This is a genomic window from Xanthomonas sp. LMG 12460, from assembly GCF_009192895.1.
Classification (GTDB): domain Bacteria; phylum Pseudomonadota; class Gammaproteobacteria; order Xanthomonadales; family Xanthomonadaceae; genus Xanthomonas_A; species Xanthomonas_A sontii.
In genome coordinates, this window is record NZ_NKUH01000134.1 from 1 (window position 1) to 14797 (window position 14797).

Sequence of the window (14797 nt, forward strand, 5' to 3'; positions counted from 1 at the left end):
TAGGTCTCGTCGTGCTTGGCCAGCACGTCCTCGGCGACGAACACGCCGTCGTGCATGCTGCCGGTGGCCACCACCGCCTGGCCCTCGCGGAACAGGTCGGGCAGGATCCGGTCGTAGCGCACGGTCAGTTGCGCATCGCCGTCGGTGACCCGGAAGTGCGATTGCAGCGAACCGGGTGCGCGCTGGAACGAGCCCTTCTCGACCATGCCGCCGAGGCGGAAGCGCGCGTGCGCGCCGGTCTTGCCGGCCAGCACTTCGGCCGGGGTGTACAGGTAGGCGGCATTGCGCTGCAGTGCCATCGCCACCAGGGTGGTGGTCAGGCCGGCGGCCAGCACCAGCAGCATCAGCCACAGCAGGCGGCGCTTGCGCTGCGGGTTCATCGGCTCAGCTCCAGCGGCGGCGCCGGTTCGGCCTTGGCCTGGCGCTTGCGTTGCGCGCGCAGCCGTGCCGCCCGCAGGGCGTTGCGCACCTGCAGCCGCGCCAGCACGAAATCGGCCAGCAGCACCCCGGCGAACACCGCATAGGCACCGACCACATACGGCAGGTAGTTCATCCGCGTGCCTCCGCCAGTTGCGTCACCCAGTCCTTGCCGGCCTCGCGGCGCAGGTTGTCGGCGCGCGCGCGCGCCAGCAGTGAGCCGGCGAACCAGAACTTGGTCGCGGCCACCATCAGCCACAGCGGCGGCAGCATGCTCGGGTCCATGCTGGACTGGCCGAACAGGCGGATGGTCTGGCCCTGGTGCAGCGAGTTCCACCACACCACCGAATAGCGGATCACCGGCAGCAGCACCACGCCGACGATGGCCAGCAGCCCGGCCGCGCGTGCGGCGGTGCGCCGGTCCTCGATCGCCAGGTACAGGCCCATCACGCCGATGTACAGGAACAGCAGGATCAGCTCGGTGGTCAGGCGCGGGTCCCAGTCCCACCAGGCGCCCCACATCGGCTTGCCCCAGATGCTGCCGGTCAGCAGGGTGATCAGGGTGAAGGCGGCGCCGATCGGCGCGCAGGCCATCGCCAGGATCTCGCACAGCTTGATCCGCCAGACCTGGGCGATGGCCGCGTACACGGCCATCAGGCCGAACACGAACAGGCTCATCCAGGCGCTGGGTACATGGATGTAGAGGATGCGGAAGGCATCGCTCTGCAGGCGGTCGGCCGGGACCACGAACAGGGCCTGCCAGATGCCCACGCCGGCCAGCAGCAGCGCCGCCAGGTAGCACCACGGCGTCCAGCGCGCAGCGAAGCGATCGAAGGTCGGCGGCGAACCGAGTTGGTGGAACCAGCGGACGAGAGAGGCCATGCGGACGATTCTAGCTGGCGGAAGGCGGGCTTCGATGCGACAACATTCGATGCGACAACGACGGAACGGCGAGGGAACACTGCGCTTGCATGGTACGGCCGCCGCCGCGCCCGCGCTGCGCCAACGGCTCAGCTCAGCGAGATGCGGATCGCCGCGGCCGCCGCCAACGGCGCCAGCACCAGGCCCGCGACCAGGCCCGCGGCCAGCAACAGCAGGCCGCCGGCCGGATCCAGGCCCTGCGCCGCCGCCGCCACGCTGCCGGCGCCGAACACCAGCACCGGCACGTACAGCGGCAGGGCCAGCAGCGCGACCAGGATGCCGGCGCGCTTCATGCCCACCGTCAGCGCCGCGACCACCGCGCCGAGCAGGCTCAGCAGCGGGGTCCCCAGCGCCAACGATGCCAGCAGCACCGGCATGCGGTCATGTGGCAGGTGCAGCAATTCGCCGAGCAGCGGGGCGGCCACGATCAGCGGCAAGGCGGTGGTGACCCAGTGCAGCAGCACCCGCACCAGCACCAGCCAGGCCAGCGGCACCGGCGCCAGCAGCCATTGCTCCAGCGAGCCGTCCTCGGCATCGCTGCGGAACAGACTGTCCAGCGCCAGCAGGCCGGCCAGCAGCACCGCCAGCCATAGCGCGGCGCCGGCCACCTCGCCGAGCAGGCGCGGCTGGTTGCCCAGCGCCAGCGCGAACAGGGCCACGATCAGCAGGGCGAACAGCGCCGGCTGCAGTGCGTCGCCGCGGCGCCGCCACAGCAGGCGCAGGTCGCGCAGCAGCAGCGCCCGGGTAGCCTGCCACAGCGAAGGAACGGGCGTGGCCAGGCTCATGCGGCGACTCCGCTCAAGGTCAGCATGCGGGTGCGCACGGGGGGGGCGGCATAGGCGCCATGGGTGGTGACCAGGGCCGCGCCGCCGCTGCGCAGGTGCGCGGCGATCATGCGGTTGACCAGGGTGATGCCGTCCAGGTCGAGGTTGGCGTAGGGCTCGTCGAGCAGCCACAGCGGCGCCGGCGACAGCCACATCCGCGCCAGCGCCAGGCGCTTCTTCTGCCCGGCCGACAGCTGCCTTACCAGGGTGTCCTCGTAGCCGGCCAGGCCGACGATGGCCAGCGCGCTGCCGGGCATCTGCTTGGCCCGGCGCCCCTGCAGGCCGCACAGGTAGTGCAGGTTCTCCAGGGTGCTCAGATCGGCCTTCAGCGCGCCCAGGTGGCCCAGGTAGGCCATGAAGCGGGCGCGGTCGCCGCGCCGCACCGGGTGGCCGTCGATCTCGATGCGCCCGGCCTCGGCGCGCAGCAGGCCGACCAGCACCCGCAGCAGGGTGGTCTTGCCGGCGCCGTTGTCGCCCTGCACCAGCAGCGCCTCGCCGGCATCCAGGTGGAAGTCCAGCGGACCGAACACCGCGGCGTCGTCCCGGGCGAACGTGAGCCCGTGCGCGGCCAGTAGCGGTGGGGCGGTGTACAGCGGATCGGTCATCGGCGAAGGCCGCGGCGGATGGCGCGGCGGCGGGCGGCAAGGGAAGGCGCGCATTGTATCGGCATGCGGGCGTCCGGCGGATGCCGGCGTCGGCCACACGCGGCGATGCGCATGCGCTGCGTCAGTGGAGCGGCGGCGTGTAGGGCGCATCGCCGGCAAGCGGCTTTGCGTACACTCGGCGTTTTCCCGCTGCCCGCAGATCCCCCGCATGCATCCGCAGACCAAGCTGCCCAAGGTGGGCACCACCATCTTCACCGTGATGTCGCAACTGGCCGCCGAGCACGGCGCGGTCAACCTGGGCCAGGGCTTTCCCGATTTCCCGGTGCCGCCGCGGCTGATCGAGGCGCTGGACCGGGCGATGCGCGACGGCCACAACCAGTACCCGCCGATGACCGGCGTGCCGGCGCTGCGCCAGGCGATCGCCGAGAAGGCGCTGCGTTGCTATGGCGCCCAGGTCGATGCCGACACCGAGGTCACCGTCACCAGCGGCGCCACCGAAGCGCTGTTCAACGCCATCCACGCCGTGGTGCGCCCGGGCGAGGAGGTGATCGTGCTGGACCCGGCCTACGACAGCTACGAGCCGGCGATCGACCTGGCCGGCGCGCGTGCGGTGCACGTGCCGCTGGACCCGCAGACGTTCGCGGTGGACTGGGAGCGGGTGCGCGCGGCGATCACCCCGCGCACCCGCCTGCTGATGCTCAACAGCCCGCACAACCCGTCCGGGGCGATGTTCGGTGCCGACGACCTGCAGGCGGTGGCCGAGCTGCTGCGCGGCAGCGACATCTTCCTGATCTCCGACGAGGTCTACGAGCACATCGTGTTCGACGGCCGCCGCCACGAGTCGGTGCTGCGCTGGCCGGAACTGCGCGAGCGCGCCTTCGTCGTCTCCAGCTTCGGCAAGACCTATCACTGCACCGGCTGGAAGATCGGCTACGCGATCGCGCCGCCGGCGCTCAGCGCCGAGTTCCGCAAGGTCCACCAGTACAACACCTTCGCCAGCTTCGGCCCGGCCCAGCACGCCTTCGCCGCGATGATTCGCGAGGAGCCCGAGCACGACGAACAGCTCGGCGCGTTCTACCAAGCCAAGCGCGATCGCTTCCGCGAACAATTGCTGGGCACCCGGCTGAAGCCGCTGCCGGTGCCGGGCGGCTACTTCCAGCTGGTGGACTATTCGGCGGTCAGCGACCTGCCCGACACCGAGTTCGTGAAGTGGCTGACCATCGAGAAGGGCGTGGCGGCGATCCCGCTGTCGCCGTTTTACCAGGACCCGCCGCCCGCCCAGCGCCTTGCCAGGCTGTGCTTCGCCAAGAACGAGGCGACGCTGGATGCGGCGATCGAGCGCTTGCGCGCGCTGTAGCGCTTAAGTGCCGGGATTGGAGATTTGGGAATGGGGAATGGTGAAATCTCGCCGATGCGCTTAGCCTTTACCCATTCCCTATTCCCCTTTCCCGATTCCCTGCTATGAACGATCTGAGGATTTCGTTGGTCCAGGGCGATACCCGCTGGCACGATCCGGCTGGCAACCGCGCGTATTACGCCGAACTGCTGGCGCCGCTGGCCGGCGTCACCGACCTGGTGATCCTGCCGGAGACCTTCACCAGCGGCTTCTCCAACGATGCGCTGGCGCAGGCCGAGGACATGGACGGGCCGACCGTGGCCTGGATCCGCGAGCAGGCGGCACGGCTGGGCGCGGCGGTGACCGGCAGCGTACAGTTGCGCGTGCCCGGCGCCGATGGCGAGGCCAAGGTATTCAACCGCCTGCTGTGGGCCACGCCGGACGGCGTGTTGCAGCATTACGACAAGCGTCATCTGTTCCGCTACGGCAACGAACACCTGCGCTACGCCGCCGGGCACGAACGCCTGTGCGTGGAGTGGAAGGGCTGGCGGATCAATCCGCAGGTCTGCTACGACCTGCGCTTCCCGGTGTTCTGCCGCAACCGCTACGACGTCGAGCGCCCGGGTCAGCTGGATTTCGATCTGCAGCTGTTCGTCGCCAACTGGCCGTCGGCGCGCGCCTACGCCTGGCGTACGCTGCTGCGCGCGCGCGCGATCGAGAACCTGTGCTTCGTGGCCGCGGTCAACCGCGTCGGCGTGGACGGCAACGACCTGCACTATGCCGGCGACAGCGCGGTGATCGATTTCCTCGGCCAGCCGCAACTGGAGATCCGCGAGCGCGAACAGGTCGCCACCACCACGATCTCCGCCGCCGCGCTGGCCGCGCATCGCGCGCGCTTCCCGGCCATGCTCGATGCGGATGCCTTCAGTCTGGACGACTAGCCTGCGGCTCCAGTGACGCCGGAAACCTCATCGTGCTATTTCCGAAGACGCCTGTCGTAGGAGCCGCTTCAGCCGCGACGGGCTTTCCCGGTAACCCCTGGCGCGGCGGATTTCGAAAGCGCGGCAATAGCCCCTCCCGCAGCATGTTGCGGCAAGCGTGGCGGGTGCACTGTGGGAGGGACTTCAGTCCCGACGCATTACGCCATCAGCAAGTGCTTCGCACGTCGCCGCTGCATGCGCGTTGACGCCTACAATGCATCGAGGCAGTCAGGCCAAGCCGGCGCAGACGAGTGCTGGAGATGTTTGGCGCGGGCCTCGCCTCCTGCCTGTACGGGGCCGACCGCGCCCGCCGCGATTGGAAATGCCTGCTGAACGCACGCGCGACGCTCCCGCAACCTTGTCGCGGCCGCGACAAACCCATTGCTACCCTCGCGCCTTGTCCACCCACCTGGAATGCCCACATGATCAAGTCGCTCTCTCTGCTCGCACTGCTGGGTGCGGCCGCGCTCGCGCCGCAGGCTCAGGCCGCCGGCAACATCGATTGCAAGCTGTCCTTCAACCTGTCCGGCTGGTCGGTGTTCTACAAGACCGCCAAGGGCACCGGCACCATCACCTGCAACGACGGCGCGGTGATCCCGGTCAAGATCAGCAGCAAGGGAGGTGGCCTGACGGTCGGAAAGTCGAAGATCGTCGGTGGCCGCGGCACCTTCACCGGCGCCTATAGCCTCAACGATCTGTTCGGCACCTATGCCGCCGCCGAAGCGCATGCCGGCGTGGTCAAGTCCAGCACCGCGCAGGTCGTCACCAAGGGCGATATCTCGCTGGCCCTGGCCGGCACCGGCGAGGGCGTCGATCTGGGCGTCAACGTGGGCAACTTCGTGATCGAGCGCCGCAAGTAAGGCTTGCTCTGTGCCCGCCCCGCCCGCAGCCGCGCGCGGGGCCGGCGCTGTTTTATCCGGCGGTCACGACGATCGACGCGAGGCTGGCCAGGGCGAGGGTGAGCAGGAGGAGGTTTTTGCGTGACATGCGGAGTTTTCGGCAGGGATGAAGTTTTTTGCTTGGGCGATGCGCTGCTCGAGATGGCAAGCGTCAGATAGCGGCCGCAGCGGCAGGTTGGATGCGTTGTCCGAACACGGTGTGCGAGGATGCCAGGGCCATGAATTCCTCCACGGGTAATGGCCGGCTGAAATGGTAGCCTTGACCGATGTCGCATCTGATGCTGCGCATGCGCGCCGCGTCCTCTTCGGTTTCGATGCCCTCGGCGACCACGCGCATTCCCATGCCGTGCGCCAGCCGAACGATGCCCTCCAGCGTTTCGAACACATGCGTGGTCAGCCGCGAGCGCCGGACCATCTGATGGTCGATCTTCAGGATGTTGAAAGGCGCCATGCACAGACGGTGGATCGAAGATCCCCCGGTGCCGAAATCGTCGATGGCGCAATCGATTCCATTGAGTCGCCAGTGGGCCACGGCGCCGGCGATGTGGCGGTCGCAGTGATCCATTCCGTCCTCGGTCACCTCGATGGCGAAATGGTGGGGGACGCCTCCCGAACGAATCAAGCGTTGGACGATGCAGTCCGCCCAGCTCGCCGAGACGAGACGGGTGGCGGATACGTTGATCGACAGTTTCAGCGTTGATGGCAAGGACAGCGAGCTGCTGACGCTGGCCACCGTGTCGATCAACTGGCCGATCAACTCCTCCCCCAGGTCGCATTCCTCCAGGAGAGAGAGGAAATGGTTCGGGCCGAGCACGCCCAATGTCGGGTGCTGCCATCGCACCAGCGCTTCTGCGCCCGCCATGGCGCCGGTGGTGAGGCAGTAACTCGGCTGCAGGAAGGCGGAAATCTCTCCAGTGCGGTAGGCGGCGTGGACATCGTCGGCGGTGATGCGCTGAGCGGTATTCTCGATGAGCTGGCCATCGTTATCGATGGTCGTCGGCGGGTTTGCGCGGTACAGCATGTCGGTGAAGTCGAACAGCCGCAGCGCCTCTCCGGCGAAGACCAATTGCATCAGCCCGCCGTCGCGTTGCTGCGCATATTCATGGATTGCGCTCTGGAAGCGCATGTCCGTCACTCCACCGACGATGACATGTCCGCTGAAATGGGTGTCGGCCAGGGCATCGATCAATTGCAGGGCCGATGCGCCCTGCAAGCGCGCCGACGTCACCACCAGGTCGATCGGCGTGGTGCGCATCCGTTCGAGCAGTTGGTCGTTGTTGCTTGCGCTATGGACCTTTGCCACGCCCAGCCGTTGCAGCAGCTTGCCGACGTAGGAACTCCGCAGTTCGCTGTCGTATGCGATCAAGGCATTGCGGATGTTGAAGAACGGAACATGTGCGCTTTTGTTCATGAGAGCCTCATCGGTGGCGTGTGGGCGGCAACGCGGGAACCCGACTCTTGCCGAGAATCTCAGCTTGTCTGCAGATCGCGGCGGCGGTAATGGCGCGTGCCTTAAGCGCGGATGGGCGCGCGCCCAAAGACGCAAGTGCGCGCGATGGGGCATGCGGCAAGGCGTGGACGCGAGCCGGACAGCGCCGAAAGGCCGAATTTTTGCTGCGTTGGCGAGCGAGATGGCGCTGAGCTATCCTGCGGCCATTCGCCTGCCCGCGGCGTCGCAGGGCGTTCCGAGAGCCGAGATGCCGCAAAAATTACTTGCCAGAACTGGACGACACTACCGGCGCATCCTCTACGGGTCGGCGACCGCGCTTTCGCTGTCCATCGTCACCGCTGCCTGGCTGTTTTGCAGCGGTATCATCAATCAGTATCGCGAAAAGCAAGTCGCGCAGTTCGTCAAGGACAGCGAGGAAGTGCAGACTCAGGTGGATCAGTTGTCGGCGCGGCTGATCCAGTTCGCCGATGTCTACGAAGGCGTATGGAATCTACGGCAGAACGATACCGTCCCCGTGCAGCGCTATGCGCGCAAGTTGGCCGACGGACACGGCTTCGCCCAGACCACGGACGACCTGACCGCGACCCCTTTTACGCTGGTGAGCGTGTTGACCGGTGCGGGCGATACCGAGCGGCTGGCAACGGCGATGCGGGTGGTCCGCGATATCTCTGCGGCACCTTCCATCGACGCCAGAAAGGCCGGCGTGACTCTGGAGGGGTTCCTGTATGCGCCCGACGGCAGTTTTCTGGCCGCGTCTCCCGTGCTGGGCACGGCAGCGTTGGACAGTGCGCGCCGCCAGGGCGCCGATGCCTTCATTCGCCAGCGCATCGCCGCGGTGGAGCGCCTTGTGGCGTCGACGCCGACGCAAGTCCTGCGCAAATACAGATTGTTGTGGCGCCCAGCCGATGCCAGCGACGGGCAAACTTCCGTGTCGCAACTCATCGTGCCGATGTTCCACGATGGCAAGCGGGTCTTCACTATCGCGTTGTCGCTGCCGGATCGGCAGTTCATGCAGTTCTTCCTGCGCAGGGAAGTCCGGCGCCCGGGGTTCTTCCTGCTGAACAAGGAGGGTCAGCTGAACCTCCGCGATCCTCCGCAAGATCCGGACCAGGCGGCGTTGCTGGCTCGGGTTCTTGCACAAGCGGCGCAGTTCCGCGGAGTTTCCGGCGAGCCGATCACCCTGTACCGGAACGACATTTTCCTGGTGGCCCAGCGCATCGGTGGTCCGGACTGGATCGCGGTCTACGCCTATACCTGGAGCGACGTGCTGGCGAATCTTCAGTACGAATTCTTCACCGGCGCGCTTGTGTGCCTGCTGGCGCTCGTCCTGATGTGGGTAACCGTCATCTATTTCGATCTCAGGGTGACCAGGCCGCTGCTCAGCAGCGCCGAAAAGCTGATCGAGGCCGAACACTTCAGCAAGGCGATCATCGACACCTTGCCGATCGGCATCGGCATTTACGCGCCGGGGACCGAGTCGGTGATGCTGGAGAACGGCGTTGCCAAACGCATGCTTGGCGACCGCAGCGAGGACTTCTACCGACACGTCATGCGCGAGCGCAGCGCGCAATCGGTGCCCGGCGCGCAGCATTCGTTCATCGAGGTGCAGTGGGACATCGCCGAGGGTCAGAGCAGCTACATCGGCGTGGCGTCGTCGCAGACCCGCTTCGACGGCCGTTCGGTGGTGTTGCTGGGGCTGGTCGACATCAACGAGCGCAAAGCCAACGAAATGCTGTTGATAGAAGCCAAGCAGACCGCCGACGAAGCGAACCGGGCCAAGTCGATGTTCCTGGCGATCGTCAGCCATGAGATCCGCACGCCGTTGCATGGCGCGATGGGTCACCTGGAACTGCTGGCGCGCAGCCCACTGGGATTGGAGCAGTGCGAATGGGTGGACATGATCCGCCGCTCGTTCGACGCCTTGCTCACTCTGGTCAACGATCTGCTCGATTCGACCAAGCTCGAGGCCAACGCGCTGAAGATCAATCCAGTACCGATGTCGCCTAACGATGTGCTGGAGCGTTGCGCGCGCAGTTTCGGCGCGTCGATCCTGCAGAGCGGCGTCGCTTTCTACTGCGTGACGGACCCGGAGCTGGATGCCGTGATGCAGGGCGACGACCAGCGCTTGGCGCAGATCCTGCAAAATCTGCTGGGCAATGCGGCCAAGTTCACCGAGCGTGGCTCGGTCATGATCTCTTCGCGCTGTCTCACGCTACAGGACGACACGGTGTGGGCGCGTTTCGAGGTCGCCGATACGGGCATCGGGATTCCCGCCTCGATGCAGTCGGCGATCTTCAACCCGCTGGCGCAGGCCGACGACAGTATCAGTCGCCGCTTCGGTGGTACCGGATTGGGTTTGTTCCTGTGCCGCAATCTTTCGCGCTTGATGGGCGGGCGCATCAGCGTCAGCAGCGAACCCGGTGCGGGTAGCGTGTTCCGGGTCGACCTGCCGTTCAAACGCAAAGCGCGCGCGCTTCCTGCCGACTCGCACGCGCTGGAGGGAATCACGGTGGATCTGGTGTGCGCGCAGCCGGCATGGCGGGACATGCTCGCCGAGCGGTTGCGCCGCTGGGGCGCAGCCCTGTACGACGAGGACGCGCGACCGGCGCGCTTGCACATCCGGGTGCTGGCGCAGGCCGATGGCGGCGTCTTGAACGCTGCCGACCTGAGCGCGGTGCCGGCGCTGGGCACCGTATTCGTGACCGCAAAGGGGCCGTTGGTGCCGCATCGCCACGAAACGCGGGTCGAGGTCAGTTCACTGAGCCGCGAAGGATTGCTCGACGCCATGAGCGCACTGACCGGTATCACTCCCCGCCCCGCCGAACGCTATGCGGGGGGGCTCGCCGAGGAGGTGGTCGAACAGGATCTGGACATCCTGGTGGCCGAAGACGATGCGGTGAACCGTACGCTGATCAAGCACCAACTTGCGGCGTTGGGATGCCGCCGCGTGCGGGTGGCCGTCGATGGAATGGAGGCGCTGACGCTGTGGCTCGAGCGCCGCGCCGATCTGGTCATCACCGATCTGGGCATGCCGCAACTGGATGGCGTCGGCCTGCTGCGGAAGTTGCGCGATTTCGATCCGGGAGCGCGGATCGTAGCCACCTCCGCGTCGGCCGCGGCGGAGATCAGCGCCGATACCGAGCAGTTTTCCGATCTGCTGCAAAAGCCTGTGTCGTTGAACGACTTGCGCCGTGTCCTGAGGAGCACGATGCTCGTCCGCAATTCCTCCGAGGTTTCCGAGGGCGGCCGGGAACCTCCTTCGGACGAACTGCTGGATGCCTTGCTGTGGCAGGCGCTCCGGTCCGAGTGGGACGCGGAGCGGCAATCGATCGAGGAGGCGCTGGTCTTGCAGGATCTGGAATTGTTGCGTCGGCGCCTACACCGTCTGCAGGGCGCTTTGATGGCGTTGGGGGCGGACGATCTGTTGGCGGAACTGCAAGTAGTGCAGGAGCTCTGCCCGAGCGCGGATTGGGCTGTGCTGTCGGCGCGTTGCCGGCAGTTGCTTCTGCATGTGGAGCAATCGCTGCGTTGAAGCGGCCGACGACGCGGCCGAAGTGACGCCGATTGGCGCTTGGCGCCCACGTTGAGTCAGTCCAGTCATCGCAGGTGGCGTCGCCGACGCGGTCGTGTCCGGGCGATGTCTCCGATGATGAGGGCGCGCGCGCTGCGTTCTGCCTGACACTCCCTGAGCCTGTTGGAACCGCACATGCGGAAGCGCAAACGCGATCAGTGCATGATGCTCGACGCATAGCGCTGGATGGACGGCACGAGCCGGTTCGCCTTGGCGGCTGCGCAGCCGTTTTGTCAGCCGCTCTAGATGGCCCCGGGCATGCGCCGCCAGTCGCTGGCGGTGCAGGTCGAGCCGGCTGACGCGGAGTGTGCCCAGGCACGATCGCTGGCACAAGACGTTCGCATACGTCAGGGGCAAGAGCCGCGCCCGCTCTCATCGGCCAGGGCAACGCCGGTTAGCGTCCGACGCAAAGGGCCATGAAAAAGCATCGAACTGGACATGACCACGCTGTTCTGATCCCGCAAGGGATTCCGTCCCGTTGCCGTGCCGTTGGTGCAGCGAAACGATGGCTGGCTCAATCGATTCCGACGCGCAACCCACGATGATGGCGGTCCGCCCAGAACCTCGGCGGAGCTTCACTTGGTCGTCCTTCCCATCCTCTCGCTCGACAAAGCCGCATCTGTTCTTCAACGTCCATGACGCGCGCTAGACGCCTTGACTGTCCAACTCGCGCAGCAGCGCGGCCAGTTCGACGTCGTTCTTGGCGCCCAGCTTCTTCATCGCCGCGATCTTCTGGTTGCTGATGGTCTTGGGGCTGCGCTTGAGCCGATCGGCGATCTCGCTCAGCGATAGCCCATCGGCGGTCATTCGCGCCACGGTGGCTTCCTTTGCGGAGAGCGCGTCCATTCCGATGGCCCCGTTCTTGCGGTAATGCGTTGTCAGCAGCGCTGCCGACAGCGAACCGGGGACATAGAGGCGGCCGCTGGCGACTTCCTGCACCGCCGCGGCCAGGTTGCCGAAATCCGCGCGGCTCTTGCCGATGAAACCGGAGGCGCCCAGTTGCAGCGCCGCCGAGACGATCGAGGGTGCGGTGTGCGCGCTGAGCACCAGCAATCGCATCTGTGGCGCCAGCCGGCGCAGGCGCTGCAGCAGATGCAGCCCGTCGGCTTGCGGGTCGCTTTCGAATTCATAGTCGCACAGCAGCACATCCACCGGCTGTTTGACGAGCTCACGCAGCAACTGGCCGATGCCGTCGCAACTGAAGAGCAGGTCGATGCCCGGCGTGTTCTTCAGCACGCTGGTCACGCCGAGCAGCACGATCGGGTGGTCGTCGGCGATACCGACTCTGATCCTGTCCATTGTTGGGTCCTGTTGCCGCTGCCGTCATGCGCGATGTTATTCGCCGAATCATACGTCAGCTTCGCCATTCATCGGTGGCGAAACTGAGATTGAAGCCGCATGGCGTCTGTGCTGTCGGCTGAATCTTTCGATGCCAGAGACCGGATTTTGGGTATTGGCTCGTGCATGACTGGGGGTTTCCCCGTCTTGCCCTTGTCGAAGAAGTGTCAGTTTTCTTCTGTCGATTGTCGTGCCGAACGTACGGTTTTGGGCATTCGCCCATGTGTGGAATGGGGTTTTCCCATCGTGTCCTTGTCGAAGACGTTCTAAATTTTTTCTGGCGGGCGCAACGCCGAATGCGCGGTTTGGGGCATTCGCTCATGCACGGGATGAGGCTTCCCCGTCGTTGCTGCGCCAACAAAATTCTAACTTTCTCTGCTCTATAAATTACAGGTGGTCCAAAATGAATAGGGTATTCAGGGTTGTGTGGAATCGCACTATCGGTGCATGGGTGATTGCGTCGGAGCTGGCGAAGAGTAGGTCGAAAGGCCAAGGTGCCAAGTCTAAAGAAGAATCTGTCGCTGCCTGCTTGCTCGTTGCGATCCTGTTGGCGATGTTCGGCGTCAGTGGTGAGGCGATGGCCGCCCAGGTGGAGGCCGGTGGGATGTTCCGGGTGTTGGGTTGTCAGTCTTGGAGCAAGAATCCTTATTGTCAGGTTGACGCGTATAAGGCAATTGCGGTTGGCGACGCTGCGAATGCCTGGTCCTCGGCTGCAGACGCGCTTGGGATCAAGGCCAAGACCTCCAGCGGCGATGAGACTGCGACCAATGACGATGGGACTGCGATCGCGGAGGGCTATAACGCGAGCGCCGCCGGTAAGGGGGAAGGTGCGTACTCCGCGGCAACCGAGGGGCGAGCCTGGGCGCTTGACGATACGGCTGCAGCGTTGAATGAAAATAGCCTAGTAACAGGTGCCGGTATTGTTGGGAGTGGCCATTCCATTGCGACTGGCTATCAAGTTGAGGCCACCGGCGATGACGCTTCCGCCTTCGGTGTGCGCTCCTCGGCGAGCGGGATACGCGGAGTGGCGATCGGCAATCGTGCGGAAGCGCAAGATACGAATAGCGTGGCAGTAGGCACCGGCACTAGTGGTGTATTGGCAGGCGGAGAGTCCTCGATCGCGCTTGGTATTAATTTGAGGGCGACCGCGCGAGGTGCCATCGCGGTCGGCGATGCTGTCGTTTCCTCGGGCGTCGGTGCCATCGGGATCGGCAGCTATTCCAATTTTGAGGCGCATAACAAGGCACAGGGTGACAATTCCATCGCCATAGGCAACAACGCCAATGCCATCGTAGATGATTCGGTGGCGCTCGGTAAGTCAGCGGTGGCCGGCAATTCTCAAAGCGGTGCCAGTGCCGATGTGGCGCTTGGCAGTGCAGCCAACGCGACCGGCGGCAAGAGCCTGGCGCTGGGCGTGAATGCGACGGCCACAGGTGCCAACAGTGCTGCGATTGGGTCGTCGGCGGCCGTGTACGGCAGTGATGCGATGGCACTGGGCAGTCGCGCGGTGGCGGGCGACGAGAAAAACAAGAGCGACGACAACAACATAGCGCTGGGCTACGCCGCCAATGCCCATGGCGGAGCCAGCCTCGCTATGGGCTACACGGCTAGATCCACAGCCGCCAGCGGCATCGCCATCGGCAATGCCGCTGATGCCAGCGGCGAGAAAAGCATCGCCATGGGCTACGCCGCCAATGCCAATGGCGGAGCCAGCATCGCCATGGGCTACACGGCTAAATCCACAGCCTCCAGCGGCATCGCCATCGGCAATGCCGCTGATGCCAGCGGCGAGAAAAGCATCGCCATGGGCTACGGGGCCACTTCCGCAGGCCGTAACGGCACCGCCATGGGCTACGGGGCCACTTCCGCAGGCGGCAACGGCACCGCCATCGGCAAATTCGCCCATGCCGACGACGACAACAGCCTGGCGCTGGGTGCAGGCGCAGCGGCGGCGCAGGCCGGCGCCGTGGCGCTGGGCAGCGGCAGCAGCACGGCCGCGGCGGTGGCGACCACCGGCGGGACCCTCAACGGCACCGCCTACACCTACGCCGGCACCAAGCCGGGCAGCACGGTGAGCGTGGGCAGCGCCGGCCACGAGCGGACGGTGACCAACGTGGCCGCCGGCCGCGTGTCCGGGACCAGCACCGATGCGGTCAACGGCTCGCAGCTGTATGCCACCAATACCGAACTGGGCGAGGTCGGCACCACTGTCAACAGCATTCAGCAAGGCGCGGGCGTGAAATACGCCCACACCAACTCGACCAAGGCCGACAGCACTGCCAGCGGTACCGACAGCAGCGCGATGGGACCGGCGGCGAGTGCGTACGGCGACAGCGCGGTGGCACTGGGCAATGGCGCGGTGGCGGGCGATGCGAACGATCCGGCCGTGGCCAACGCCGTGGCACTGGGCAAGGCGGCCACGGCCAGCGGCGACAACAGCCTGGCGCTGGGTGCAG

General features: G+C 66.0%; 11 protein-coding genes and 1 pseudogene. 5 read left to right on the plus strand and 7 right to left on the minus strand.

All coding sequences use genetic code 11. From position 1 onward, the window contains the following. The 5 genes from ccmE to ccmA form a co-directional block, all read right to left on the minus strand. Window positions 1-380: cytochrome c maturation protein CcmE (ccmE, locus tag CEK66_RS19620; RefSeq protein ID WP_152238019.1), on the minus strand; the 380-nt coding region annotated here is incomplete at its 3' end. Then, window positions 377-553 (minus strand): heme exporter protein CcmD, encoded by a 177-nt coding sequence (locus tag CEK66_RS19625; protein ID WP_010343776.1) that lies wholly within the window; start codon window positions 551-553, stop codon window positions 377-379. The genes ccmE and CEK66_RS19625, both read right to left, overlap by 4 nt. Then, window positions 550-1299 (minus strand): heme ABC transporter permease CcmC, encoded by a 750-nt coding sequence (gene ccmC, locus CEK66_RS19630; protein ID WP_010343777.1) that lies wholly within the window; start codon window positions 1297-1299, stop codon window positions 550-552. Before ccmC ends, CEK66_RS19625 begins: the two co-directional genes overlap by 4 nt. A 128-nt stretch (window positions 1300-1427) precedes the next feature. Further along, window positions 1428-2123: a heme exporter protein CcmB gene (gene ccmB / locus CEK66_RS19635; protein ID WP_017907306.1), complete on the minus strand. Its 696-nt coding sequence runs from the start codon at window positions 2121-2123 to the stop codon at window positions 1428-1430. Next, window positions 2120-2767: a heme ABC exporter ATP-binding protein CcmA gene (gene ccmA, locus CEK66_RS19640; protein WP_017907305.1), complete on the minus strand. Its 648-nt coding sequence runs from the start codon at window positions 2765-2767 to the stop codon at window positions 2120-2122. Before ccmA ends, ccmB begins: the two co-directional genes overlap by 4 nt. Window positions 2768-2975: 208 nt before the next feature. Between ccmA and CEK66_RS19645 the strand changes: the two genes are divergently transcribed. The 3 genes from CEK66_RS19645 to CEK66_RS19655 all read left to right on the plus strand — a co-directional run bounded on the left by CEK66_RS19645 (window position 2976) and on the right by CEK66_RS19655 (window position 5943). After that, entirely contained in the window at window positions 2976-4124 is a 1149-nt protein-coding gene (locus CEK66_RS19645) for a pyridoxal phosphate-dependent aminotransferase (RefSeq protein WP_043095607.1), read from the plus strand. Window positions 4125-4228: 104 nt separating this feature from the next. After that, entirely contained in the window at window positions 4229-5044 is an 816-nt protein-coding gene (locus tag CEK66_RS19650) for an amidohydrolase (protein ID WP_152238020.1), read from the plus strand. A 461-nt stretch (window positions 5045-5505) separates the two neighbouring features. Then, complete coding sequence (locus tag CEK66_RS19655; protein ID WP_017914143.1) at window positions 5506-5943, plus strand: hypothetical protein; 438 nt, start codon at window positions 5506-5508, stop codon at window positions 5941-5943. A gap of 190 nt (window positions 5944-6133) precedes the next feature. Here the strand turns inward: CEK66_RS19655 and CEK66_RS19660 are convergent, their stop codons facing one another. Next, the gene (locus tag CEK66_RS19660; protein ID WP_152238021.1) at window positions 6134-7393 is read right to left on the minus strand and encodes an EAL domain-containing protein; all 1260 of its coding nucleotides are present in this window, start codon (window positions 7391-7393) and stop codon (window positions 6134-6136) included. A gap of 220 nt (window positions 7394-7613) precedes the next feature. Between CEK66_RS19660 and CEK66_RS19665 the strand changes: the two genes are divergently transcribed. Then, window positions 7614-10964 (plus strand): ATP-binding protein, encoded by a 3351-nt coding sequence (locus CEK66_RS19665; RefSeq protein WP_152238022.1) that lies wholly within the window; start codon window positions 7614-7616, stop codon window positions 10962-10964. Between the two features lie 684 nt (window positions 10965-11648). Here CEK66_RS19665 and CEK66_RS19670 read toward each other — a convergent pair. Next, window positions 11649-12302, minus strand: coding sequence for a response regulator transcription factor (locus tag CEK66_RS19670; RefSeq protein WP_017915652.1), 654 nt, complete (start codon window positions 12300-12302; stop codon window positions 11649-11651). 568 nt (window positions 12303-12870) lie between these two features. Here CEK66_RS19670 and CEK66_RS19675 point away from each other — a divergent pair. Then, window positions 12871-14797 (plus strand): annotated as a pseudogene (locus tag CEK66_RS19675) (hypothetical protein); the annotation flags it as partial.

Excerpts from the sequence above, each read along its gene's own strand:
- ccmA (WP_017907305.1), bottom strand. The coding sequence starts at position 2,767 with ATGACCGATCCGCTGTACACCGCCCCACCGCTACTGGCCGCGCACGGG.
- CEK66_RS19670 (WP_017915652.1), bottom strand. The coding sequence starts at position 12,302 with ATGGACAGGATCAGAGTCGGTATCGCCGACGACCACCCGATCGTGCTG.
- ccmB (WP_017907306.1), bottom strand. The coding sequence starts at position 2,123 with ATGAGCCTGGCCACGCCCGTTCCTTCGCTGTGGCAGGCTACCCGGGCG.
- CEK66_RS19655 (WP_017914143.1), top strand. The coding sequence starts at position 5,506 with ATGATCAAGTCGCTCTCTCTGCTCGCACTGCTGGGTGCGGCCGCGCTC.
- CEK66_RS19645 (WP_043095607.1), top strand. The coding sequence starts at position 2,976 with ATGCATCCGCAGACCAAGCTGCCCAAGGTGGGCACCACCATCTTCACC.
- CEK66_RS19665 (WP_152238022.1), top strand. The coding sequence starts at position 7,614 with ATGGCGCTGAGCTATCCTGCGGCCATTCGCCTGCCCGCGGCGTCGCAG.
- CEK66_RS19650 (WP_152238020.1), top strand. The coding sequence starts at position 4,229 with ATGAACGATCTGAGGATTTCGTTGGTCCAGGGCGATACCCGCTGGCAC.
- CEK66_RS19660 (WP_152238021.1), bottom strand. The coding sequence starts at position 7,393 with ATGAACAAAAGCGCACATGTTCCGTTCTTCAACATCCGCAATGCCTTG.
- ccmC (WP_010343777.1), bottom strand. The coding sequence starts at position 1,299 with ATGGCCTCTCTCGTCCGCTGGTTCCACCAACTCGGTTCGCCGCCGACC.
- CEK66_RS19625 (WP_010343776.1), bottom strand. The coding sequence starts at position 553 with ATGAACTACCTGCCGTATGTGGTCGGTGCCTATGCGGTGTTCGCCGGG.